The organism is Leptospira venezuelensis, from assembly GCF_002150035.1.
In the GTDB taxonomy this organism is placed as follows: Bacteria; Spirochaetota; Leptospiria; order Leptospirales; family Leptospiraceae; genus Leptospira_B; species Leptospira_B venezuelensis.
In genome coordinates this window covers 299363-324869 of sequence record NZ_NETS01000007.1, presented here as the reverse complement: position 1 = coordinate 324869, position 25507 = coordinate 299363, and the positions used below count along the sequence as shown (strand labels likewise).

Here is a 25507-nt window from a genome sequence, read left to right as displayed (position 1 = left end):
CCAAAACTCCGAGAGTCGTCCTTATTTTAAGGAAGAATTGATAAAGCTGCCTAAACTTTCTCTGGAAGGAGTGTCGGAAGTTTTTAAATACTTCGCCATCTCTTCTCTTTCTAAGGCTTTATCGAAATCCTTGATAGACAGAGAGATCTTCTTGTTTTTGGAATCGATCTTAACTACTGCACATTTTACGATATCACCAGGCTTGTAAGACTCAGCCAAGTTGGTGTCTTTTCCGCCAGGAATCTCAGAAATATGGACCAGTCCTTCAAAACCAGGTTCGATCTCTACGAACATACCGAAATCAACGATACTCTTGATCTTACCTTGAACAACTGAACCGATAGGATAACGATTTCTTAATGCTTCGTAAGGATGTTCTTGCAGTTGTTTTAATCCACAAGAAATTCTTTGAGCATCAAAATTGATGTCTAGGATGATGTATTTAACCTCTTCTCCTTTTTTAAGTAGAGAAGTTGGGTTCTTTTGTTTTTCATCCCAAGTGATATCGCTGATGTGGATCAGACCTTCGATGCCATTTTCCACTTCTACGAATGCGCCATATTTAGTAATACCGGTTACTTTTCCAGTTAGAACATTTCCTACTCTAACTTCAGGCCCTAAAGCATCCCAAGGATTCGGTTGAAGTTGTTTTAAACCTAGAGAAAGTCTTCTGCTTTCGAAGTCGATATCTAGGATCAGAGCTTCTACCTCTTGTCCTTTTTTCAAAAGTTCTTTTGGATGAGGAGGTTTTTTAGCCCAGGTTAATTCAGAAGTATGAATTAAACCCTCTAAACCTTCTTTCAATTCTACGAATGCACCAAAATTAGTAAGAGAAGTAACAGTTCCACGGATGACCATGTCTTTTTCCAAGGAACGTTTTGCCCAAACCCAAGGATCTTCATACAGTTGTTTGAGTCCTAACGCGAGTTTGTTGTTTTCCTTCTCCATTTCAAGAACTTGAAGTTCAATCTCTTGTCCAATGGTGAAGTATTGTTTGAATGGTGCGAATTTTTTATAAGAGATATCTCTTTGTCTGAGAAGTCCTACAACTCCTTCCAGATCACAGAAAACTCCGAAGCTTGCAATTTTGGAAACGGTTGCTTTAATCTTATCTCCAACTTTGACCTTCTCAGCGAGTGCGTCCCATTTTTCATTATTCACTTCGTCTAGAAGTTTTTTTCGGGAAACGACTCCGGAGCGGGTGCGTTCATTGATCTCGATTACTTTGAAATCGAGTTCTACACCTTTGAAATTTTCTCCATCGGAGAATTTATAACTAAGTTGAGAAGCTGGAAGGAAAAGTTCGGAACCTTCGACGTTAACGATGTATCCTTTTCCTTTGATCTCATTTACCAAACGTCCACTGACTTGGTAATTATTTTTGAATGCATCCTTAACAACTTCCCAACCCTTTCTTTGGTCGGCTTCTTTTTTAGAAAGGACACATCCTGAGTCAGTTGACTCTTTTCTTTTTACGAGTGCGGTTACTAAAGATCCGAGTTCCGGTTTTTCGTCGAACTCAGAGCGAGGAATTCTTCCCTCTTGTTTCAATCCTTCGATTGCCACATAGACGTTATCGTTGTCTACGGATACGACTTTACCTTCGACCACTTGGTCTTTGCGAATTTCGGCTTCGTCGTTTTTCTTTTCTTCCCACTGTTTGAAAACTTCTGCAAAAGTGGACTTGTCTTGTTGGCTACTCATACGGATTGAAATACTCGGTGTTTGATTGGGATTAGTGCGAATCGTTATAAATGCCAGAGTCTAGGCACCCAAGGATCTTACTAATTACACTATTTTTTGGCAGGTTATCTGTGTCAATGAGGATTGCGTCCTCTGCTTTCCGGAGAGGGGCGATTTCCCTTTCCATATCGGATTTGTCACGAATCACGATTTCCTTTTCGATTTCTTCTAAATCCGAACGAATACCTTGCTCTAATAATTGATTATATCTTCTTTCGGCCCGAACTCTGGAGGAAGCTGTCAAAAAGAACTTGTAACGAGCGTCCGGAAATACGTGGGTACCTATGTCTCTACCGTCCATTACCAGACGATGAGTTTGAGAGAGCTTTCTCAATTGAGAATTTACGAATTCTCTAAATGCAGCTTTGTCTGCGATGTATTTAATCTCTCTTGTGATTTCAGGAGTTCTGATCTCTACGGAAACATTTTCTCCATTTAAGAAAATACTGTTCTCCCCTGTTTCTGAAAATTCACATAAAATTTCCACACCTTCCGTGAGTGGAAGGAACTCCTTACCTGATAACCAATCCGAAAAGGAAATAGAAGAGTTTTTGGATTTATAGATTTTATAAATATGAAGTGTTAACGCGCGGTAGAATGCACCAGAATCTAAATATTCGAATCCAAGTTTTTTAGAAAGTTCTCGAGCTACCGTACTCTTGCCTGTTCCGGCTGGCCCATCTAATGCGATCACGTTTTCCGTCATCTCACGAAACCTTCCAATAAAGATTCAAATCCAGGAAAAGAAGTTTCTATCCAAGAAGTTTCATCCGGACGAATTTCCAAACCACTCACTGCTTTTAGGATCATAAAGCTCATCGCGATCCTATGATCCATCTTAGTAAAAACATCCACAGAGTTTCCGGATAACCAGGAAGAAAGTTCAGAAGAATTTGCACTGGAACCAATTTCAGGGATCTCGTAACCATCCGGATATTCATGCACTGTAATTCCAAGGTTCCGCAAATTTTCAACCATTGCCGAAATACGATCTGATTCTTTTGCACGAAGTTCCTCTGCATGACGAATAATAAATCCACCTTTTGCAAAAAGCCCTGCGATCGTAAGAATTGGGATCTCGTCTATGAGAGAAGGGATCCACTCTTCCTTAATTTCCGCAAAACGTAAATTAGAAGAAACTGCTTCCAGATCTCCGACTGGTTCTCCACATTCTATCCTTTTATTATGGATTAGAATTTTTGCTCCCATCACTTCGAGTGCATGTAAGATACCGATCCGAGAAGGATTTAATCCCACATTTTTCACAAGAACGGAACCTTCTTTTAAGAGAACTCCGAGTACCAAGAAGAATGCAGCAGAGGAAATATCTCCAGGCACTTTAAATTCTTTTGCTTCAAATGTATAAGGAGGTTCCATTTTAAAATGAGTGGGAGAAATATATGAAAGTTTATTTCCCAAAAACCGGAACATATTCTCTGTGTGGTCCCTGGAAAGAATATCTTCTTCGTATTCTAAAGAAGTTTCAGAAGCCATTGCAGCCAACATCAGGCAGGATTTCACCTGAGCGGAAGCGATCGGACTTTTATAATGAAAATCTGAAAGTTTTTTTCCTACAATTTCTAAAGGCGCCTTATCATCTTTTCCTGAGATAGAAGCTCCCATGGAACTTAAAGGTTTTATAATACGGGACATTGGCCGTTTTTGAAGAGAATGGTCTCCAGTTAGTGTGGCCTTAATTCCTTGGAGTCCACAAAGTAATCCTGCAGATAATCTGATACCAGTTCCAGCATTTCCAAAATCGAGAACGTCCTTTGGAGATTGAAGAGCATGTTTGCCAGGACTCGTAAAAACATATTCTCCTTTTGAGATCTTCTCTACTTTCAACCCGAGCTGAGTGAAAGCTTTCATTGTATTTAATGGATCTTCCGCTTCTAAAAACCCGGAAACATGAGAGGTCCCTTTGGATAATACGGAGAATAATACACTTCGATGAGAAAGAGATTTGTCTCCCGGAACTGTGATTTCTCTTCCGGAAGATTTAAGGATTCTTGGAATCATTTTGTTTCTTTAAAATTGCGTCCCTATCAATACGAGATTTTTCCATGAAGGACTCCCAATGTTTTAGGTCGAGCGGCTTTTCTGGTTTTAACTCCGAAAGAAGTTTCTCCAATCTATCTTTATAGTCCAAAAGAGCCTTATAGATCTCTTCTTGGTTAGAAGAAAAGATAGGTGACCACATTTTAGGATTAGAACCTGCGATCCTGGTCATGTCTCGGAATCCTCCGCCGGTCAAAGGCAAAGGAGAATTTTGAGTAAATTCTCTTACACACCCGTTTTCCCAAACCCAATTTGTCATGAGAGAAGAAATTAAATGAGGAACATGAGAAACATAGGAGAGTATTTTATCATGCTCATGAGCAGGAATTTCGGTAGTAGACATTCCTAGAAATTTCCAAAAATTTTCTATCTCTGAATATGCCTCATCGGTAGCACCTTTCGGTTTAGTTAAAATACAAAGTCTGTTTTCATACAGATCCACATTCGCAAACTCTAATCCTGATTCCTCAGAACCGCACATTGGATGAGAAGAAATATATCGATGCTCTCCGGTAAGAACTGATTCCACCGCATGGACGATCTCTTGTTTAGTGGAACCCATATCCGTCAAAAGACCTTTAAATCCGGAAGGAAGTTTGGAAATCACTTCTACAGTTGTGTTGACCGGAACTCCGAAAACGATCAGATCGTATGATTCCCAATCGGGGGATTTTGAAAATTCTTCAGAAGTATATATTTGATCCGCTGATTTAAGACGGATCCCCTTCTCCTTACTGGAAGGAGATCCTACCACTCCTACAATTTCTGCTTTGGAGTTTTTTTTACGTAATGCCAAGGAGAGGGAGGCACCCATCATTCCAAGGCCGTAAATCAGGATTCTAGAAAATTCGGTTTTCACGGGTTAGGTGGAGAGATCGGATAAGATCCCAAAATCCTGAGATAGATTGTATTTTCCTTTAAGGTGTTTAAGACCTCTTCAATCTGAGGATCTTTTTTATGACCTAAGAAATCTATGAAGAAGTTATACTCCCAAGAAGTCCTGCGAGTAGGCCTAGACTCAATCTTAGTCATATTGATCCCTTTATCGAAAATAGGCTTTAGAACTTTATAAAGTGATCCTGGTTTATCCGGAATGGAAAAAACTACGGAAGTTTTGTCGTTACTTGTAGGAGGACATTGGTTCTTACCTATGATCAAAAATCTGGTAGTATTGTCCGACATATCCTCGATGGATTCTCTAACTAGATCTAAACCGTAAATTTCTGCGGCGATGGAAGAAGCTACTGCAGCACATGCTTCTTTCTTCTCTGCAACAATACTTGCGGCTCTTGAAGTAGAAGGAGTTTCCGAAACTTCCACATGAGGAAGATTCGCAGCGATCCAATTTCGGCATTGTGAGTTTGCGATCTTGATCCCATACAAAGTTTTGATCTTAGAAAGATCATGTTCGTATCCTAAAAGATTCAAATGTATCTTAAGATAAATTTCAGAATAAATATTTAGATCGGAAACCAAGAACTGATCCAGAGTGGAGTTCACAAGTCCTTCGGAAGAATTTTCCACAGGAACAACTCCGTAATCCGCCTTATCAGTTTCTACCGCACGGAACACTTCAGGAATAGAAGGAAATTCAGTAGCCTCTACAGAAGTTCCGAATCTTGCACGAACTGCTTGATGAGAAAAAGATCCTTCCGGGCCAAGATAACCTATCTTTAAACCTTTTTCAACGGAGAAGGAGCCGGACATGATCTCTCTATAAATTGCAAGAAGCACCTTGTCAGGAAGTGGTCCTCCGTTCAGTCCAAGGATTTTTTCATAAACATCCTTTTCTCTGTCAGGACGATAGATCGGTTCGTTATTCTCTCTTTTAATTTCACCAATCTCAGAGGCGATCTCCGCCCTGGCCTGGATAGCCTTTACGATTTCTTTGTCCAGGGAATCAATCTTGTCCCGGAACTCTTTCAGTTTGTCGTTATTCTTGGCCATTCTCTATCAAATCATCCAGGTTCTCGAATTTTAATTCCTTCACTTCCACAGGGGCAGGTAAATCGGTCAGTTTATTTAATCCGAAATGTATTAAAAAATCTTTAGTTGTTCCGTACAATGCAGGTCTTCCAGGAACTTCTTTATTACCAACCGGTTTCACTAGTTTTTTAGATATAAGAGAAGTTACCATAGCTCTGGAAGAAACCCCTCGTATATCATCAATTTCAGATAATGTGATCGGCTGTTTATAGGCTATGATCGCCAAAGTATCCAAACTGGAACGTGAAAGTTGTTCCCTCTTCTTCTCTTTGAAGAGTCTTGCTAAAATTTCAGAATATTTTTCGTTCGTAGAAAATTGGTAAGCGCCTGCGATCTCTCTAAGAACGAATCCTCCGTCCTTCTCTTGGTAATCCAAGATCAGCTCGTCCAATATATCACGAGCTTCCTGTTTTTCACAGTCTATGGATTTTGCGATACTGGCTAGTTTAAGCGGTTCCCCGGAAAGGAAAAGTAGCGCTTCTATCAGTCCTTTTAAGCCGGCTTTGTCGCGTTCCACGGTTCTCCCACCAAGAATATACGGATTTCGCCGAATGTGCGATGCTGGCGTATGGATACAATTCTCTGTTTGCAGAGCTCCAACATTGCCAGAAAGACGGCTACTATCTCGGCTTTCTCCGGCTTGACCGTAGAAAACAATTCTTCGAAAGAGATATCCGAACGTTCGACGAGCAGTTCGGAAATGGTACCCATCTTTTCCTCGACAGAATACCGGTGGGGCGCGGTAAGTAAAGCGGGAATCTCGCCTTCATCTTCCCGTTTTTCCAAGATCTCGTTAAATGCGGAAATCAGATCTAAAAGGCTTAGATCCAGCCAGGATTCTGACTCATCTATGACCTGATTGGTCTCCCTGGAGAATACTCCAGCTTGTACCTTATCCACATCCCCCATTTTTTGGGCGGTTAATTGGAATTTTTTATGTTCTAGAAGTTTTTCGACCAATTCAGGCGGAAGAGGAGGATCATAATCTTCTTCTTCGAAACCTGGATCGGGTAATAAAGCTTTGGATTTGAGATAAACTAAATTAGCAGCCATAAGAGCGTATTCCGCCCCCATGTCTATATGGATACTTGCAGAAATCTTAATGAAGTTTAGAAAGTCCTGGGTGATTTGAGAAAGGGATACTTCAAATATATCCACCTTATAACTTTCGATAAGAGACCAGAGAAGACTTAAAGGTCCCTCTGTAATACCACCTTCGGAATTGTTCCATTGAACTACGAAGGATTGTGTGGCGTTTTCTCTCTCCATCTCTTTATGAATTCAGTGCTTTTTCTGCCGCCTGTTGCAATCTTTCAGGTGAGAAAGGTTTTACTACGAAATCCTTCACTCCCATCTTGATCGCTTTCGCAAGAAGCTCTTCCTGACCAAGAGCAGTTACCATAATGATACGTGCTTTCGGATCTAATTTAAAAATTTCCTGGGCTGCTTCGATCCCGTCTTTTTCTCTCATGGTGACTAGGTCCGGCTTGATCGCTTTGTACTGATCGACAGCGATATTTCCGTTTTCGGCCTCGCCGACGATCTCATGCCCTCCGGCGACGAGTGCGTCCTTCACCATGGTCCTCATGAATTTTGCATCGTCTACTACGAGAATTCTGGCCATAATTAGTTTCCCCTTTCTTTGAGAATGGAAAGTATCCTTGATGTTATTGCGCTTACTGGTTCTACGAACTGAACCCCACCCATTTCGATGGCTTGGCGATTCATTCCGAAGATCACGGAGCTGTCCTCGTCTTGGGCAACAGTAGAAGCTCCAGTCTCTCTCATTCTGAGAGTCGCTGCCGCTCCATCTTTTCCCATGCCGGTCATAATCACACCGACTAAGGCGCTCCCGTATTCCCGGATTGCGCTGTCGAATAAAACTTCGACTGAGGGCCTGTGTCCATTTACTAACGCTTCCCTACCTAAGGCAATCCATTTCCGTCCTGCCTTAGATTCGATCTTCAAATGTGCATCACCCGGCGCCACGTAACCAGTTCCTGGACGAACTTCTTCTCCGTCCTCGGCTTCCTTTACTGTGATTTTAGAATGATCATTTAAACGAGAAGCGAAAGCTTTCGTAAAACCCACAGGCATATGTTGTACGACGAAAATTGGTAGATGAAAATTCTCCGGAAAATCAGAAAAAACTGTCTGTAATGCTTTCGGACCACCGGTTGATGTCCCAATACAAACCGCTTCCACGACTTTTTTTCCATCTTTGAAAATTTTACTTTTGACCGTATCTACGATTTTTTTGGGATCAATACCCGCATGACTTGGTCGTAAGCTATCGAAATAAGCGAGTATTCTATTTTTGAGAACTGTTCCGATTTCTTCCGGATTAAATTGGTTACTGGAAGAAGGTTTCGGAACGAAATCTATTGCTCCATATTCTAATGCTTTGAAAGTTGCATCCGCTCCATGTTGTGTCAAAACAGAGAGCATCATTACTGGAATACCCAATTTTCGTTTCTGCAGTTCTTGGAGCGCAGTAAGCCCGTCCATCACGGGCATTTCTACATCTAATATTACAATGTCTGGTCTAAGCTTAGTGGCTAGTTCAATACAATCCACTCCGGTTTTACCCGTTGCTATAACTTGGATCCGACTTTCTTTTTTAATCTGGTCCGAAATAATATTTCTCACCAAAAGAGAGTCGTCTATAATCACGACCCGAATCGACCCGTCCGCAGGAGTTCCTACCACGACAAAATCCTAGTGTTTAAAATTTCGGAAGCAAATCCATGAGTTCATCAAAGTCCGGAAGGAATAAAAGTACTCCCAACAGGTTGTTTCCCTCATGATTAAATTCAGTGAGCATACTTAAGAACTTAGTTCTTTCCGGTTTAACAACATCCAAAACTTCCAGGAAGGTTCCTTCCACAAGTTCCGGAACATCCGGCATAACACCCACTTTCGCCTTATTGGAAATAGAGTTCAAAACGGAGGCACAAACTATGTTTGCGATCTCAGACAGAACGCTCTTAGTATCATCATCTAAAACGTCTCCGCTCGGATTAGAATCTAAAAGTTCTCTAGCTAAATTTTTGGCGTTCTCTCTGGAGAACATCATAAGCATATTCCCGTTCAGATCGCCGGTCATTCTGACTTTCATTCCGTAGAATTTATCGTCAGAAAAACGGATCTCGGATGCCAAACCTTCCTTATCATTCATGATAATTTCAGGAATAAATAGATCCACGTTCCTATTCAGGATTTGAGAGAGCACCATACCGGCATTCATCATACCTGTATTAACTACAGATTCGATCTTCTTGATCTGTTCCTTGCTCAGGTTTCCTGTAAATTCCTTAGAGTGAGAAACAGCCATCATTCTCTGTTTTTTCTGTTCTAAGAAACCTTCGATAATATGATCCGCTCTTTTTCTTTCTTCGTCAGAAACTGGAGAATCTGAGATCAATTCGTTGATATGAGATCTGTAAGCTTCTTCCATTCCTTCTTTTTTGGCAGCTGGTCTTTCCAGAACCGCAGTATTGGAAGAAAGTTCAGAAGGAGTTTCAGTAGAAGTGATTAATTTTTCCTCGGAAGGTCGGATCTCCATAGTGGTTTTGATCGGAGTAGAAGAAATTTCTCTTTCGAGTTCTTCTTTTGCTACGATTACCTTTTTAGATTCTTCCGATTTTTTACGTTCGCTCTTCTTACGACGCTCTCTTTCTCGAGTAGTGATCTCATGTAATTTATGATTATAAACGTTAGTAGGATTAGAAGTTTTTTGGATATACTTCTCTTCTTCCGTTTCGATGGTTCGGATCGTGCTGATACGTTTCATCGTTTCAAGATGATAGTTCACATATCTTGCATTCTCTTCCAACTCGGCAGCAAATTCAACAAGTCCTGGAATATCTAGAACCATGATGATGGTTCCATCTCCCATGATGGAAGCTCCAGTAAGTCCCTTGATATTTTTGAAGTTTTTCTCCAAGGACTTGATGACTGTTTCGTGTTTTCCAACAAGTTCATCTACCATGAAGCCTAACTTGCGGCCTTTGTATTGAACGATAACAACCGGGAATTCTTCTCTATCCGTTTTGTCCTGAAGACCCAAAATACGATTCAATCTGTAGATAGGAAGAACCTCTCCTCTCAAATTGATGATCTCGTTTCCTTCCAGAGTAGTGATCTGTTCGTTGTTTACCTTTATGGTCTCGTTCACTTCCGATAGAGGGAAAGCGTAAACTTCTTCTTCCATTACGATCAGGATAGAAGGAATAATTGCAAGTGCCTGAGGGAATGACAGAACGAAAGAAGTTCCGGATCCTTTCTGAGATTGGATCAGGATTTTACCTTTGAATTCTTGGATGAGGCTATTCACCACATTCATTCCAACACCGCGACCAGAAATATCGGTTATCTTATCTGCAGTGGAGAAACCAGGAGCGAAGATGAATTGGTAAATATCACTTTCTTCTAAAGCAGCAGCATCGGTTTCAGAAACGAGTCCCTTCTCAATTGCTTTTCTGCGGATTTTTTCCAAATCCAATCCGCGACCATCATCACGGATCTCTACCATAATATTGCTGCCGCCTTGATAGGCGTTCAGCTCTACGATACCGGTTTCAGGTTTACCAAATTTTTTTCTTTCTTCCGGAGATTCGATACCATGATCGACAGAGTTTCGGATCAAGTGGAGAAGCGGCTCTCCCAATGCATCGATAACTTTTTTATCAAGCTCAGTGGATTCTCCATTTAAGACCAGATCAACTGTTTTCCCTGTTTCTAAAGAAAGGTCTCTAACCAAACGAGAGAAACGACGGAATACCGTAGAAATCGGGACCATCCGGATATTCATAATACCGGATTGAAGCTCCTTAGAGATACGATTGATTAGATCAATACGACCTTTGAGTTCGTTGAATAACTGATCATCCCCAAATGTGCGAAGAAGATCATCATAAATTTTCTGGAAGCCAGAGTTTGTAATTACAAGCTCACCCACATTATTCATGAGTTGATCCAGTTTGTCAGAAGATACTTTAATACTTTTTAAAGTAACTTTTGCCTCAGTACTTCTCTCTTCCTCGTCGAGTTGGTAGGAAGAAGAAACTCCAGACTCAGAATAACCACTAAGTTTAAATTCCTGGATCATCAGATTTTCCACCATGTCTACGTTTGCAGCTTTGGTGAGTTCCTCTTGGGATTCAGAACTTACGATCAGTATAGAAAGATACGGAGCCTCTGTTCCATTCTCCAACTCTTCCGCGCTTGGTTTTGTTCGAAATACTTGGCCTAAATTTTTAAGGTTTTGGACAATAAGAGTATAACGTAAGCCCTTCATCGGAGAATCTTTTTTGAGTCCCACTTTTAAGAGCCAAGGTTTTCCGGAACCGTTGCGTAGTACTTCCTCAATTTCTTTTTGGTCGTCTGCATCCAGATCAATTCCATTGCCTGGAATTTCTTCTTGTTTTGCAACTGGAGCAGAGGATTGAGAAACGGATCTTGCAGGCCCACTTGGAGCGGAGGCCACATCCGGATTTTTTTCGTATGCTTCCAGTCTTTGGATCATATCCGTATAAGGAGTATCCACTTTTTTACCAGCGGCAACATTCACGATCACGTTCTTGATCAAATCAAAACATTGGAATAGTAGATTTACCAGGGATAGATTAACTGCAAGTTTTCCATCTCGGATACTTTGGAGAAGATTCTCCATCTTATGAGCAAGGTCGGAAAGATTGTACAATCCAACGAAAGCAGCCGAACTTTTTAAAGAGTGAGCCGCACGGAAAATATCATTGATAGTCTGAGGATCGGATTGGTCCTTTTCCAGTTTCAGAAGATTCGCATTTAGTTCTTCTATCTGGTCTTCAGATTCCTCTAAAAAGAGTTCTGTGTATTCGCCAAGTACTCCTGCCATTTACGCCTCCTCCCCAGCATAATCCATTACCTTGGAAAGATTCAAGTTTAGGATAAGAGATTCTTCGAATTGGCTGACTGATTCTATAAGTTCGCTATAATTTACACTCAGGTCTTCGTCCGCTTGGCTGACCTTGTCTTTGCGGATCTTAACAACTTGTTTAACTGAGTCGACTAGGAGACCTGCCCTTTTTTCTCCAGTGACAACTACAATGATCCGAGTGGAAGGAAGAATATCACAAAAACCTAATCCAAAAAGTTCCTTTAGATCCATGATAGGAATGATCTCACCTCTTAAGTTAATCACTCCGAGAATAAAACCTTCGACATTAGGAATTCTTGTAATAGGCACCGGTTTTAAGATCTCGTGAATATAAAGAATATCGATCCCGAAAATTTCCTTATCCACTTCGAATGTGAGAAATTCCTGGATTGTATCCAGTTCTTTCTCTTCTTGGTTTTGTTCCGCGTGGTTATTTTTATCTATGGTTTTCACCGGTTCTCCGCCACTTACTCTTTCAAAACGGAAACTTTGGGCTCAAGTTTCCGGCTTAGTACATTGTCGACACGGAGCCCCCTGAAAAAGAAACTCCCTATCGAATTATCCGACTGATTTTTCTCCCATTTTACCGGGAAAGCAATGGTTTTTTTTCTCCGTAATCACTGTACCTGCTTTCAGATCATGGGGTTCCGCGGAAAAATCGCAAGGGTATAGGTCCTCAAAAGAAAGGCCAATCATTTTTTCGGAAAGTATATCCTTTAGAGAACGATCGTAAAATCCCTTCCCTCTTCCGAGCCTTGCCCCCTCCTGATTCCACCCCAAAGCAGGGACTAAAATCCAATCCGCATCTTCCGGCCGGAGGATAGCTTCTCCCGTAGGCTCTAAAATGCCAAAGGCACCTGGGGAAAATCCTGAACCCGATTTAAATTCAAGTCCTGAATTTGTTACTTTTGGAAAAAATATGTCCAAACCAAAACTTCCTAACTGTAAAGCAGGGCCTAACGGTAGAAAAGGAGAAATTTCAAAATCATCAGCAACATAAGAGATGATTTTTAATTGGGTTGAAGATGAGCTATGTCTCAGAAATTCCAGAAGACTCGCGCGGATACTTTCTTCTTTTTCCTTCCTGGAAGGAATATCCAAGAGAAGAGATTTTATCTTTTTTCTGGCTTCCGATTTAGAAACCAAATCAAAGATCTCCGATCAGACCTTCTTCCAAAAGAGTGATCAATTTTTTGGTCTTTTCTTCCGCTTCTGGAGAAGAAGGTCCTGAGTCGCTTGATTGATTTTTGGATTGTTCCAATTCGTCTGCGAAGTTTAAAGCAGCGAGCACCGCGAGTTTCAATTTAGGAGCATTAGGCATTCCCAATTGTAACTCACGGATTTTTCGGTCCACCAATTCGGCGAGCCTATGGATATACTCCGGATCGGTATCGCCTACGATGGTATAGTCGTCGCCCAGTATCCGAGCTTTGACTCTTTCACTCATAAAAATTACTTAGGATCGTCTTCGATGACTAGGAAGTCGTCGTCTTCATCCGCATCGAATACGCTGATCGCGTCATCATCGTCTTCGATAATGATATCATCATCGTCAGCAGAAACAGGACTGAAGTCGTCGATTGGTTCGTCAGTGATAATGATCTCGTCGTCTCCTCCGGAAGAATCGGAAGATTCAGTTAGAACGGAAATATCATCATCTTCGTCATCGAGAAGAATGATCTCATCGTCTTCGTTAAAATCTTCTTCCGAAGAATCTCTAACTACAGAAGGAGCAGCAGAAGCCGCCGCCGCACCAGCAACAGCGCCCGTAGCAAAAGAAGACGTTGAACTAGGCTTAGGTGAAGAAGAAGCAGGTGACGATCCGCTGCCAGAAGCAGGGAGACCATCCAAACGTCCCAGAAGTTGATTGATCTTAGCTTCGAGTGCACGCTCTCTGTCTTTGATTCCTTCCAACTCTGCGTTTGCTTTTTGGAGTTGTTCGCGGAGAGAAGAAAGTTCTTTCTCTTTCTCTTCCATCGCCAGTTTCATCTGGTCGTTTTCCGCGCGAAGAGATTCGTTTTCTGTTTCCAGGCGACCGTTTTCCGCCCGAAGGTCGCTAATGAGTTCGAGTGCTTTTAGGACTTTACTCTCGAGCTCCTCAATTGTCTCCATAGTTAACATAGTGCGAACCTCGTTCTCCTTTATCGGAGTGGTTTATTTTATAAAATTACACTTAGAGCGAAATTCCGCCTAAATATTTCCGACCCGCCAAATCGGCAAAATCCATCCCATTTTTCATCTTTCTGAAAAAGAGAAAAACCTTTTTTTCTAAAAACGAAGAAAGCCCGTAGAATTACGGGCTTTTTCAGGCGGGAAGATCCGAAAAACCGGACCTTCCTAAGGGCTAATATTGATTACGCCGCTACCTTGATTTTTTCAACTAGAGCGTTGAAAGTTTCTTTGTCGTTAAATGCAAGTTCTGCCAGGGCTTTTCTATCCAAAGAAATATTGGCTTTTTTCAATCCATACATGAATTGAGAATAAGAAAGTCCAGCCTCACGAGCAGCAGCATTAATACGGATAATCCAAAGTTTACGGAAATCGCGTTTTTTTGCTCTTCTGTCTCTATACGCCCATTGGCCCGCTTTCATTACTGCGGATTTCGCAGTTCTGTAAAGCTTGGATCTTGCTCCTCTAAAACCTTTTGCAGTTTTTAGGATTTTTTTACGACGATTCTTGTGTATGGTTCCGTTTGTTGCGCGTGGCATTATCGAACTCCGTAAGGCATGAGTCTAACGATTGCTTTCCAATCCGCATCCACTACCAAAGTCATTCCTCTAAGACGACGACGTCTTTTAGGTCCTTTTTTGGTAAGAATGTGACGGGTGTTCATACTCTTCCGTTTTATTTTATTATTTTTGGAAAACTTGAACCGTTTAGCTGCGGCTCTATTTGTTTTAAGCTTAGGCATTTCCCCTACCTCGATAATTCCTGAATATTTACTCTATTGCTTTACAGCAAGAGGTGTTATAACTACAACGATTTGGCGGCCGTCTAACACTGGTTCTCTTTCCGGAGTACCGACCGATTTCAAATCTTCTACCATTCGATTGACTACATTCATTCCGAGTTCGGAATGCATCATTTCACGACCACGAAAGCGAAGGCTGACTTTAACTTTGTCCCCTTTTTGAAGAAACTCCAGAGCGTGGCGTCTTTTAATATCGTAATCATGTTGCTCGATCCTTGGACGGATCTTAACTTCTTTTACGTTGATTACGTGTTGTTTCTTCTTAGCTTCCTTACTCTTTTTAAGTAGTTCGAACTTATATTTACCGTAATCGATGATCTTGCAGACATGAATCTCTTGGTCGCCCGATACTTCTACCAGGTCCAAGTTCTCTTCTTTAGCGCGCCGTAAAGCCTCGTCAAAAGAAACGATCATTGCACCGTCGTCCGACACCAATCTTACCTGGGCTACCCCTGTAATTTTCTCATTAATTCTATGAGTAAATAGTTTATCGGTGGGTTTCGGTTGAGGCCTCTTCTGCATTCAATCTCCGGTTTTTTCCAATTTTTTGGCTAGTAGGCTAGCTTTCAAGCGATTTTCTCTACGGATAGCCTAGTTCATCAAGTAGAATTTAGTTCAAAGTCCTTCCGAGACTTCCTTTTCCAACAAAGAACGAAACTCAGAATATGACATAGAAATTGTTTCTTCTGAGCCTCGTTTTCGGACCGCAACAGTGCTGCTATCCTTCTCCTTTTGGCCCAATACCAGAAGGTAATTTGCCTTTTTCAGGATAGAATCTCGGATCTTGGCACCGATTTTCTCATTTCTGAAATCCCCTTCTGCCCTGAAACCTAAATCGATCAGATCTTTTAAGATCTGGGATCCATATTCCTGCACATTTTCGGTTACGGTTAGAACACGTATCTGATTAGGAGAAAGCCAAAGAGGGAATTTACCTTCGAAATGTTCGATTAGGATCCCAATAAATCTTTCCAAGGAACCATAGATCGCTCTATGGACCATAACCGGCCTTTTTTTAGCGCCATCAGAATCAGTGTAATCTAATTCGAAACGATCCGGCATGGAGAAGTCTATCTGGACAGTTCCACATTGCCACATCCTTCCAATAGAATCCTTGATATTAAATTCTATCTTAGGTCCGTAGAATGCACCTTCTCCTTCTTTAATGGAGAATGGAATATTTCTTTTTTCCAAGGCTTGTTTGAGAGCGTTGGTTGCAAACTCCCAATCCTCATCCTTACCTTGGGACTTTTCCGGACGAGTAGCAATATAAGTTTTAAATTCTTGGAATCCGAACTTCTTATATACATTAAAAGTGAAGTCAATGATATCCAATACTTCTGTTTCCAGATATTCCAAAGGCGCATAGATATGCGCATCATCTTGGGTAAATGCCCTTACTCTGAAAAGTCCGTGAAGAACTCCATGCAACTCATGGCGATGTACACTCCCTAATTCCGCGAATCTAAGAGGAAGTTCTCTATAAGAATGAAGATGGTGCTTATAGATCAAACTACAACCAGGACAGTTCATCGGTTTGATCGCGAACTCTTCTTCGTCGATATCAACAAAATACATGTTCTCGTTGAAGTTGTCCCAGTGGCCACTCCTTCTCCATAACTCGGAAGAAAGTACTGCAGGAGTTTTGATCTCCTGGTATCCACGTTTCGCACATTCTTTACGAATATAATCCGCTAATGCATTCCAAAGAGTAGTTCCCTTAGGATGCCAGAAAGGAAAACCAGGAGCCTCCGGTTGGAAGGAGAATAGATCCATTTCTTTTCCGATTTTTCTATGGTCTCTTTTCTTAGCCTCTTCCAGCTGGAAAACATATTCGTCCAATTCCTTCTTACTAGGAAATGCGATCCCGTAAATTCGGGTGAGCATACGATTGTTTTTGTCCGCCTTCCAGTAAGCTCCAGAAAGTGCAGTTAATTTGAATGCTTTTAAAAATCCAGAGCGTGGAATATGAGGTCCTCTACAAAGGTCGAACCATTCTCCCATCCCGTAGATAGAAACTTTATCATCAGGAATTTGGCCAACGATCTCTATCTTGTAGTCCTCTCCCATTTTTTCAAAAACGGAGATTGCTTCCTTTTTATCCCAGACTTTGCGGAAAACTTCGTGATCCGCATCTACGATCTTCTTCATCTCTGCTTCGATCTTAGGAAAATCTTCCGGAGTGATCACAGTCTCTGTGAAATCGATATCGTAATAGAAAAACCCAGGACCATTCTCGATCACAGGACCCACGGTTAATTTTGCATCTTTGTATAAATTCTGGACCGCCATCCCGAGCAAGTGTGCAGCGGAATGTTGGAAGGTTTCCCAACCTTCTTTGTCTTGGAAGGTTAAAACTTCCAGCTTAGGTGTTGTGTTTGGGGTGGTTGTGGAATCAATAGTCCGGCTCAAATCCAAAACGTTTGTGCCATCCAGGCGGACTGCTAACGCCTTGTTCTTTAAGAACGGAAGTTGGGATTCTATAAAATCCTTATAGGAAGAACCGGCGGATACTTCTTTAGAGCTTCCATCCGGTAAGATAAATTTGACTGACTGATTTTGAACTGCCACAGCTACCCCTGCTTCCATTCCGTCGATACGTGGTTTTTTTCGCAAGCCTGTTAGAGTTCCTACAAAATTCTGGGTGATTCCACTTGACCCTTGCCTTCGGTGCGAAAGCCTGTCCTTAATGAAAGCGTTCTTGGTTTTAGAAAACGGGGACGTATACGAAGGTGAATCCTTCGGCTACGAAACCCAGTCCGTCGGGGAAATCGTCTTTAACACTTCTATGGCGGGTTACCAGGAAATTCTAACCGATCCTTCCTATGCCAACCAAATCGTAACTCTTACTTATCCGATGATCGGGAACTACGGGATCCATCCTGAAAACATGGAATCCGGAAAGATCCAAGCGTCAGGAATGATCGTAAAAGAATATGTGGATCGTCCTTCCAACTTCAAAGCTCAAAAGACATTATCTCAATTTTTAAAAGATTATAAAATCCCTGGGATCCAAGGAATCGATACTCGAAAGTTGACTCGCTTCATTCGGACAAACGGTGCACCTAATGGTGGAATCTTCGTCGCAAACGAATACTCTGATTCATTTTTAGCAGCAGTGAAGAAGTTCCCTGGGATTGCAGACGCTGACCTAGCGAAGGTTGTTACAACTGATAAAAAGTATGAGTTCGGATCAAAAGTAGGAAAAAAATACAAACTCGCTGTTTATGATTACGGCGTGAAAACAAACATTCTTAGACTTTTGGATGCAGCAGGTTTCGCAGTTTCTGTTTATCCTGCTCAAACTCCTGCTTCGGAAATTATGAAAGATGGAGTAGATGCATTCTTTCTTTCTAATGGTCCTGGAGATCCTGCAGCCTGCACTTACGCGATCGATTCTACAAAAGCTATATTAGAAAATAATTATCCTCTTTTCGGGATTTGTTTAGGTCATCAGATCATTGGTCTGACCTTAGGAAAGAAGACTGAAAAAATGAAATTCGGTCATAGAGGCGGAAACCAACCTGTGAAAAGTTTGGAGACTGGTAAAGTGGAGATCACTTCTCAGAACCATGGTTTTGCTGTGGTTGCAGAACCTTCTGAAAAAGAACCTATCTCTTTTATCAATCTGAATGACGATACTGTAGAAGGTATTTTGAAATCAGGATACCCTCTCTTATCAGTTCAATATCACCCGGAAAGTTCTCCTGGTCCAAATGACAGTAGATATTTGTTCCAGAAGTTTTACGATCTAGTCGATTCTACTAAGAAGAAGTAATCGGCGTAAGTGGGATGGCTTCGTTTGTTGGAGCTCCTACATGGATTTGTGTACGCGGATTTCGTTGACGGATTAAAGGATTTGTGGTAGGCGTGTAAGCGCTCTCCCACGAGCCACTCCCCCCACCCAATGCAGGGAGGGGGCGATCTTAATACGAATGTTGGAGCTCCTACAATATAATTGCTCTCAACTTAGAGTAACTTTTTTCTCTTCAACAAAACATCCAACTTCTCGAAAGAGCTATTCCAACCTACTGTCATAACTGGCTTCATTCCATTGAAAGTTTGGCGTTCCGAATCCGTAGCTTCTCCGAAAACTTCCCATTTTACTGTTACTTTTGTCTTTTTCTTACTTTCTCCCGTAAAGGTTACAGTGGTCAAAAGCATATCCGGATAGGTCGAAGCGAAGGGGGGTTTTGATAGATTTCCTTCTTTATCACAAAAGTTCTGAGCATAGATCAAAAGATTATTAGGGGTTATCTTTTTATAATTGAGTTTACCGTATTTAGTAACTCCGTCGGCTGTAGTCATTGACCATTGTGAAGTTCCACCCTCTCTCACTCCAACACTGATGAAGGTCATAGAAGCGCCGGCTGGCCCTAACCATTTCACAAATCGATCCGGCTTAATCCACATTTCAAAGACCGTCTTTGTATCCGCATCGAAAGAATGACTGATGATAAACGTACCATTTCCAGAAGTTTCCGGCGAAGATCCTTCAGTGAAGTGAGAAGTAGCGCAACCAAACAGAAATGCAAAACTTAATAAGTATGCTAATTGCAACATTGTCTTTTGTTTCATTATTAGAATTTCCCTCTGCGAGAAATATCGCCGGTCGATTATTTCAGTTTTTCCAAGTATTTTCCTAGATTGCCGATATGTTGTTTAGCGCCTTCGATCGCGCCATATTTTTCATTCACTCTTTCCAGTTCTTCTTTGCTCGGGAAGATTTGTTCCATTACTAGGTTTGTGCCTTCTCCGGCTTCTTCGAATATAATTTTCGATTCGAAATGAACGTCATGATCACCTTCTCCATCGCCTAAATGTTTATAATAAATATAAAGAGGCTCTTTGATATCGGTGAATTGGATCTTGTTTTTGTAATCTTGCCCATCCGGCCCGTGCATAATAAATTCCCAAATCCCTCCGTTGGTAAAATCCATACGTTTGGTGGTTAATGTAAATCCGTCTGGTCCCCACCATTCGGAAAGATGCTCTGGCATTGACCATACCTCAAAGAGAAGTTCCGTCGATACGTCGAAATATCTTTTATAAATGACCTTGTTACCTTCTATTATTGTTTCCACGTTATTTTTTATCACGGGATCTCTCCTTTTTAATCTTTAATACATATCTATCCAATTTATCCAGACGCTTATTCCATAGGTCGATAATATCAAGCAACCAGTCTTCCATTTCATTGATACTTGATCCATTGAGGCTATAGATACGTTTTTGCGCTTCCTTCTTCATATTAAGGACTTTGGCACTCTTCAAGACTTTCAAGTGATGCGAAATGGCAGGAGGGCTTATTTCAAAATTTTGCCCAATCTCAGTTGAAGTAAGTTCACCATTTTTGGCCACCAGTCTCACAATTTCCCGTCTCGTATCGTCCGCAAGAGCGGCAAAAGCATTCATAATCCATTATTTAAACATCCGTTTAATTAAGTCAATATTTAATTAAATAGATATATCGTTTAGAACCCAAATTTTGGAGGAGGAAAGTTGAAATTTTAAGGAAGATTTAAAAAAGCGGAGAAGGTCTGAAATATCGTCGATGTTGGAATTCCAACATGAAAGTTAGTGAGAAGATCTTATTGACGAAGAAAGGAATTTGTGTTAAAGGGGACCGGGCTCTCCCACGGGCCACTCCCCTCCACCCGAACGTTTCTGTCCGACACGGTGCAACTTGTCTGATTTAAACTTTAGCTTCGCTTTGCTCAGCTACCCTTCGGGAATCCACTTCCTATGGGTCGCGGGATTGGGAGGGGGTAATTCCTATACAAATGTAGGAACTCCTACAATATTATCCTGACAAACGAAATTAGGATTCTTCTATCAATTCCAACATTCTTTCTTTTTCTCTGGTATCCGCAGGATAACAAAGAGTTTGGTTGGCCGTAGAAGTCTGGAAATCTTTGTTCTTTCTATCCAATTCTACAATTCTATTTCGGATCTTACGAACTACGATTTGGGTTTCTTCCCTATCTTTTCCGTCCAGAACAACTACGTATTTTCCTTGGCCGACTCGGTAACAATAATCTGTTTCCCCAAGATTTTCCTGAATAGAAGTTCTGAGTTCTTCGCAATAGTGAGCAAAAAAACCTGCTCCTTTGATTCGGACCATTCTAGTTGCATTTTGGACTTTGAATACTGTAAGACTAAAAGGAGTTCCTATCTTAGAAGCTCTGGAGATAGCTTCATCTATTCTAGATTCAACAGGACTGAATGGATCTCTGAATACCGCATCTCTTTCTTCTAACATTAATAAATTAGAAAGCACTGGCGAAGCTATCTCGGAAATCCCCACTGCGGTTTCACGATCCGTATCCGTCCAAGGCCTTTCTGTTTCGTGAATGAATAACATTCCTACGAGCCAGTTCAGATTTAAGAATGGAAGAATGTCGAAATCGTGCATGAGCCCAATCTCGTCGTTCGACAATTGAGATAATAATTCAGGATTTTTTCTGAAATTTGCAATTCGGAAAACTCCAGGTACATTAGCAACAATTCCAACCAAGTTAGAATCTAATCCTAATCTGAATTTTCCGGAAGTATCAGGTGTAAGAAGATTTGTTCCGAATACTTTGTATTCCTTTCGAGTACTTCTATCTAAAAGTAAGAAACTCCAGCGCCTCAGCCCCAGTTCTTTTTTCAATACTTCGACTAAATAATCGTATGCCTCGTCCATATCACGGACACCAGCCAGATCTCTTGCGGTCGCAAGTATTCTTTCGTTACTTTTGACCACTTGGTTCAAACGATCATTTTCTTGGTGAAGTGCTTCTAAGTCCATGATCCTTCTCAATACGGATCCGGCTATTTCCCCTACGATCTTCAAGAACTCCAGGTCTTCGATTGTGTAATCTTCGCCTGCTACAGTTTTACTTAATATTATAATTCCATAAAATTCATCATAACTGCGGATCGGAACGAGCATCTCCGCTTCTGTTTTTTCTAGAATCTCTTTCTCTTTCTTAGGGGGAGAATGTTTTAATATTTCTTTTGCATACACTACTGAAGGAGTTTTTAGTGCTGCCTGATAACTTTCGTCCCCTACTTCTAAAATCCAATCCGGATCGGCTCCAATTCCCTGTGCCTCAACAACTCGAAGCACATCATATTCTCCATTTGTAGAAGAGAAAACTACTATAGATTCAGCACCGATCTGCCCTTGGATGGAAAAACTTAAGTTCTCAAAAAAGTTTGTAAAATCTTTGGAAGCGGAAATTTCCTTCGAAATTTCGAATGCAGATAAATAGTTCTCTAATTTTTTACGAGAAGCAATCTGCAAATCGATAGGTAATGTAGAATAATCAGAGTCGTCATCGAATAAGAACTGAGCATTTTCAGTATCACTCTGTTCCTTACTAAAAGGGCGACCAGCTTCCCCGCTTGCTTGATTTTCTGCATCCTTTACCCAATCATCGAATGGATCTTTAATTGCTTCCGGTTTCGAAAGTCCAGAAGGGATTTTTTCCTCTTCTTTCGCCTCTTCTGCTTTTGATAATAATCCTTTTTGTGGAGCTTCCTCCGAAAGTTCGCCGAAGTCTGCGCCCAAATCTGAATCTTCTAATCCTAATCCAAGGTCAGGATCCAGCTCAAAGTCAGGTTCTTCTTCAGCTGAAGAACCGAAATCAGTTGAAGAAAGGTCGAAATCGCTATTTACATTTTCGCCAAAACTTTCCTCTCCGAAAGCAGAATCCGGGAAAGAAACCTCTGCATCCGAATCTTCTCCTCCGAATGTATCACTTGAAGTCTCCGCACCAAAATCGATATCTCCGAAATCTGCTGAAGGAGAATCAAAACTAAAATCTTCATCGGAGGAAGTGGAGGCAGTCGCAGGTTCAAAGCTAGTAGGATCTTCGTAAGCAGAAGTCGCTTTTTCCTTTCTTCCGCCAAAATCCATTGCCTTTTCTAAAAGACCTTTGGCACGTACGGCCATCGACTTTTTTAAAAGAGAAGGTTTCTCCTCTCCGGAAACTGCTACCGAAGAGGAAGAAGATTTCGTTCCGGATTCGAAATTTCCGGAACGAATAAGACGAGTGACCTTGTCTAACAAACCCATCGTCAAACGCCGATTTGTTTCATTAATTTCTTATAAAGTTCAAAATAGTCTGAACGGGAGAAGTCCCGGATCATATCGTCCGGAAGATTTCCAAGCAACTCATCCAAGTAGAGAAGAATTCGTTTCATCTCATCTTGAGTAGGAATTGCCTCACCTGTCTCAGGTTCTTCTGCAACGCCCCCAGCTTGGCGAATCTCTTCCAGAGGAGAAAGTTCATCCTCATCTGCATACTCATCCAAGATGAAATTCAGTTCTGGCTCCGGAGCCAATTTCTCAATTGTTGGGACGATTTCTTCACCCGCAAAATCCAAACCTGAAATTTGAATATCGTCCTCAAAGGAACCTAACGCGTTTAAGTCATTTGCATCAGGAGGAGAAGATAATAATGAATCCAAGTCCTCTGAATCTACTTCTTGCGGAGTTTCGTCAGAGAGTAAATTCCCTAATTCGTCGTTGGACAATGTGATAGGTTCGTCCGCGTCTTCTCCCAAATCCCAATCAGAAGGTGCAGCAACTGCATTCTCTTCGCCCGTGCCAAGATCATTCAGATCCGCAACAGGTCCGTCCCAGTCTATATCATAATCGGAAGACACATCAGGTGTTCCAATATCGTCTAACTCGTTGATCGGGAGTGAGATTGGCTCGTCTGAATCTTCCATTAGATCGGAAGAAGCAGTTTCCACTCCTGGTTCTTCTTCTAATAAATGCCCTAACTCATCTTCTGAAAGTGCAATCGGCTCATCTGCTTCTGAGTCTAAGCTGAAGTCTCCGAATTCTACTGGAGCATTGTCATCATGTTCCAAAGGCGGAGCGTCCGCAAATATATCTGCATCGGAAGTTTCTTCCTCTCCAGAAGATAGTAGATCTCCTAATTCGTCGTCAGAGAGAGCAATCGGTTCATCCTCATCCGAATCTAAGGAAGATACTGTCTCCTCCTCTCCGGAAAGTAAGTTTCCTAGTTCGTCGTCTGAAAGTGCAATCGGTTCGTTATCATCTAAATCGGAAGAAAGATCTAAAGAAGTTCCAGTATGCTCTTCTTCCTCTTCTGTTCCGGAAGATAATAAATTTCCAAGCTCGTCATCCGAAAGTGCAATCGGTTCGTCTGGATCGGAACTTTCGGCAAAGAAATCTTCTTCCGAAGTCTCTGCAGGAGCGAAATCAATCAGATCAGAATCGGAACTTCCTAAGATGTCTTCATCACTTGCGGAAGTAAAGTCCCCTAAAGTTTCTTCGAATGCTTTTTCTTCAGACTTTGCATTCTCTTCGAAATCGTCCAGATCAAGTCCGGTATCGAGAGGATTTTCTTCCTCAGCCATCCCAAAATTATCAAAATCGGAAACAGGAAGAGAGATTGATTCATCTTCTCCGCCGAATTCATCTTCTTTATTTTCCGGTTCTGGATCAAAATTAAAATCGCTTAGGTCTAGTTCAGAAGAAGAGTCAGTATCTTCTTCCATTCCAAACTCAGACTCTGCTGTAGGAGCTCCTACGGAATCAAGATCATCGAGCTGGATACTTTCGATTTCGTCCTCATCGCCTGAGGATAATAAATTGCCTAGTTCGTCGTCCGAAAGTGCGATCGGTTCGTTCGCGTCTTCTGTATCTAAATCAGAAGAAGTATGCACTTCAGAAACCGATCCAAGATCTAGGTCGCCGAAATCTCCTAATTCTTCAAAAGAACTTTTGTTTTCGAAAGATGAATCATCTCCTCCTAAGAGATGATCCAATTCATCGGTTGAAAGTGCGATGTCCTTTTCTTCTTCACCTTCGAAATTGATGTCTTCGGTCAATTCAGAAGAAGGAGTAGAGATATCATCTCCACCCAGGTCTCCAAAACCTTCTTCTTCCATATTAGGAGTGAAGTCCTCTGCCATGATATCGTCTAACTCATGTTCAGAAAGAGAGATTGGACCTTCATCATCGGAAACTATTTCATCTTCGAAAGTTTTGGAACCTGAATCTTCAGGAGCGGAAACTTCTTCCTCGTCCATAGAAAAGTCTGCGAGATTAGAACCTATATCTATATTATGTAATTCGTCATCGGAAAGTGAGATCGGAGTCTCATCGTCTAACTCTGCATCAGAGAGACCGACTACTTCGTCTTGATCAGAAGAGTCCCCTCCCCAATCGAATGGTTGGTCGTCTGAATGGAATGCGGATGAAGGAATATCTCCGGGCTGAGAAAAATCTCCTAAGTCTAAAGATCCTAAATCTCCGAATGCTTCCTCATGATTTTCAAGTGGAGCCGAAGGTGCTGCTTCTTTCCAAGAAGGAGCGGAGGAAGAAGATGTAGGAGGAGAATTCAGATCATCATCAATATCTAAAAGCCTGTCGATCTCAGCATCGATCATAGGATCTGTGAGTTCGAAATCGAAGTCTTCGTCCAGATGGACGGACTCATCTAATTGGCTTAAGTCAGAACCAAAGTCAGTTTCTTCAGGTTCAAAACTAGGTAGGTCATCCGGATAATCATCTCCAGAAGAAGCGAGTAACTCCTCGAAGCCTTCAGTATCTGGCGAATCTCCCGGAACGGAATCGAAATTAAAATCGGAGGAATCTCCATCGCTAGCCAAGAGAGAATCTATTTCGTCCAAGCTCATTTCACTCGGATCAAAATCCTCTCCATTTCCAGCTGGAAACCCCTCTCCCTCGTCTATCGTAAAATCGTCCGCCATGCTTCCTACAGTATGCTAAAAATCCGTCTGTCTAATTCGGAGGATCTCCTAAGTTGCAGGAAATACAATCCGAAAAAATTTCGAGTCTG

General features: G+C 41.5%; 24 protein-coding genes. 1 reads left to right on the top strand and 23 read right to left on the bottom strand.

The features are described from left to right. Positions 1-21: 21 nt before the first annotated feature. The 18 genes from B1C82_RS03530 to thrS form a co-directional block, all read right to left on the bottom strand. Complete coding sequence (locus tag B1C82_RS03530; protein ID WP_267890334.1) at positions 22-1746, bottom strand: 30S ribosomal protein S1; 1725 nt, start codon at positions 1744-1746, stop codon at positions 22-24. Further along, positions 1736-2449: a (d)CMP kinase gene (cmk, locus tag B1C82_RS03525; protein ID WP_086446224.1), complete on the bottom strand. Its 714-nt coding sequence runs from the start codon at positions 2447-2449 to the stop codon at positions 1736-1738. The genes B1C82_RS03530 and cmk overlap by 11 nt, the downstream gene beginning before the upstream one ends. Beyond that, on the bottom strand, positions 2446-3762 hold the full coding sequence (aroA, locus tag B1C82_RS03520) for a 3-phosphoshikimate 1-carboxyvinyltransferase (RefSeq protein ID WP_086446223.1): 1317 nt from the start codon (positions 3760-3762) through the stop codon (positions 2446-2448). The genes cmk and aroA overlap by 4 nt, the downstream gene beginning before the upstream one ends. Further along, positions 3743-4660: a prephenate dehydrogenase gene (locus B1C82_RS03515; protein WP_086446222.1), complete on the bottom strand. Its 918-nt coding sequence runs from the start codon at positions 4658-4660 to the stop codon at positions 3743-3745. The genes aroA and B1C82_RS03515 overlap by 20 nt, the downstream gene beginning before the upstream one ends. Further along, positions 4657-5748, bottom strand: coding sequence for a prephenate dehydratase (gene pheA / locus B1C82_RS03510; RefSeq protein WP_086446221.1), 1092 nt, complete (start codon positions 5746-5748; stop codon positions 4657-4659). Before pheA ends, B1C82_RS03515 begins: the two co-directional genes overlap by 4 nt. Continuing rightward, entirely contained in the window at positions 5735-6274 is a 540-nt protein-coding gene (scpB, locus tag B1C82_RS03505; RefSeq protein ID WP_411550350.1) for an SMC-Scp complex subunit ScpB, read from the bottom strand. Before scpB ends, pheA begins: the two co-directional genes overlap by 14 nt. Positions 6275-6279: 5 nt before the next feature. Continuing rightward, positions 6280-7056 (bottom strand): segregation and condensation protein A, encoded by a 777-nt coding sequence (locus B1C82_RS03500; RefSeq protein WP_086446220.1) that lies wholly within the window; start codon positions 7054-7056, stop codon positions 6280-6282. 4 nt (positions 7057-7060) lie between these two features. After that, positions 7061-7411, bottom strand: coding sequence for a response regulator (locus B1C82_RS03495; RefSeq protein WP_086446219.1), 351 nt, complete (start codon positions 7409-7411; stop codon positions 7061-7063). 2 nt (positions 7412-7413) lie between these two features. Continuing rightward, on the bottom strand, positions 7414-8496 hold the full coding sequence (locus B1C82_RS03490; RefSeq protein ID WP_086446218.1) for a protein-glutamate methylesterase/protein-glutamine glutaminase: 1083 nt from the start codon (positions 8494-8496) through the stop codon (positions 7414-7416). 16 nt (positions 8497-8512) lie between these two features. Beyond that, entirely contained in the window at positions 8513-11665 is a 3153-nt protein-coding gene (locus B1C82_RS03485; RefSeq protein WP_086446217.1) for a chemotaxis protein CheW, read from the bottom strand. Then, positions 11666-12151 carry a chemotaxis protein CheW gene (locus tag B1C82_RS03480; protein WP_411550349.1) on the bottom strand — a complete coding sequence of 162 codons (486 nt, stop codon included), beginning with the start codon at positions 12149-12151 and terminating at the stop codon, positions 11666-11668. 114 nt (positions 12152-12265) lie between these two features. Next, on the bottom strand, positions 12266-12853 hold the full coding sequence (locus B1C82_RS03475) for a 5-formyltetrahydrofolate cyclo-ligase (protein WP_086446215.1): 588 nt from the start codon (positions 12851-12853) through the stop codon (positions 12266-12268). A gap of 1 nt (position 12854) precedes the next feature. Next, on the bottom strand, positions 12855-13154 hold the full coding sequence (locus B1C82_RS03470; protein ID WP_086446214.1) for a cell division protein ZapA: 300 nt from the start codon (positions 13152-13154) through the stop codon (positions 12855-12857). A gap of 5 nt (positions 13155-13159) precedes the next feature. Continuing rightward, positions 13160-13828: a hypothetical protein gene (locus B1C82_RS03465; RefSeq protein WP_086446213.1), complete on the bottom strand. Its 669-nt coding sequence runs from the start codon at positions 13826-13828 to the stop codon at positions 13160-13162. A gap of 233 nt (positions 13829-14061) precedes the next feature. After that, positions 14062-14415, bottom strand: a complete 354-nt coding sequence (rplT, locus tag B1C82_RS03460; protein ID WP_086446212.1) for a 50S ribosomal protein L20 — start codon at positions 14413-14415, stop codon at positions 14062-14064. Then, the gene (gene rpmI / locus B1C82_RS03455; protein WP_010514334.1) at positions 14415-14618 is read right to left on the bottom strand and encodes a 50S ribosomal protein L35; all 204 of its coding nucleotides are present in this window, start codon (positions 14616-14618) and stop codon (positions 14415-14417) included. The genes rplT and rpmI overlap by 1 nt, the downstream gene beginning before the upstream one ends. A 33-nt stretch (positions 14619-14651) precedes the next feature. Then, complete coding sequence (gene infC / locus B1C82_RS03450; RefSeq protein WP_086446211.1) at positions 14652-15200, bottom strand: translation initiation factor IF-3; 549 nt, start codon at positions 15198-15200, stop codon at positions 14652-14654. Positions 15201-15293: 93 nt separating this feature from the next. Continuing rightward, entirely contained in the window at positions 15294-17267 is a 1974-nt protein-coding gene (thrS, locus tag B1C82_RS03445; RefSeq protein ID WP_086446342.1) for a threonine--tRNA ligase, read from the bottom strand. Between the two features lie 100 nt (positions 17268-17367). On the opposite strand from thrS, the gene carA reads away from it, so the two are divergent. After that, positions 17368-18456 (top strand): glutamine-hydrolyzing carbamoyl-phosphate synthase small subunit, encoded by a 1089-nt coding sequence (gene carA / locus B1C82_RS03440; RefSeq protein WP_086446210.1) that lies wholly within the window; start codon positions 17368-17370, stop codon positions 18454-18456. A 191-nt stretch (positions 18457-18647) separates the two neighbouring features. Here carA and B1C82_RS03435 read toward each other — a convergent pair whose 3' ends face one another. From B1C82_RS03435 to B1C82_RS03415, 5 genes are all read right to left on the bottom strand, one after another. Further along, entirely contained in the window at positions 18648-19256 is a 609-nt protein-coding gene (locus tag B1C82_RS03435; RefSeq protein ID WP_086446209.1) for an SRPBCC domain-containing protein, read from the bottom strand. Between the two features lie 38 nt (positions 19257-19294). Next, complete coding sequence (locus B1C82_RS03430) at positions 19295-19777, bottom strand: SRPBCC family protein (protein WP_086446208.1); 483 nt, start codon at positions 19775-19777, stop codon at positions 19295-19297. Beyond that, complete coding sequence (locus B1C82_RS03425) at positions 19764-20093, bottom strand: metalloregulator ArsR/SmtB family transcription factor (protein WP_086446207.1); 330 nt, start codon at positions 20091-20093, stop codon at positions 19764-19766. Before B1C82_RS03425 ends, B1C82_RS03430 begins: the two co-directional genes overlap by 14 nt. 406 nt (positions 20094-20499) lie before the next feature. Next, the gene (locus B1C82_RS03420; RefSeq protein WP_086446206.1) at positions 20500-22743 is read right to left on the bottom strand and encodes a GAF domain-containing protein; all 2244 of its coding nucleotides are present in this window, start codon (positions 22741-22743) and stop codon (positions 20500-20502) included. 2 nt (positions 22744-22745) lie between these two features. Then, positions 22746-25418 (bottom strand): hypothetical protein, encoded by a 2673-nt coding sequence (locus tag B1C82_RS03415; RefSeq protein WP_086446205.1) that lies wholly within the window; start codon positions 25416-25418, stop codon positions 22746-22748. Positions 25419-25507 lie beyond the last annotated feature (89 nt).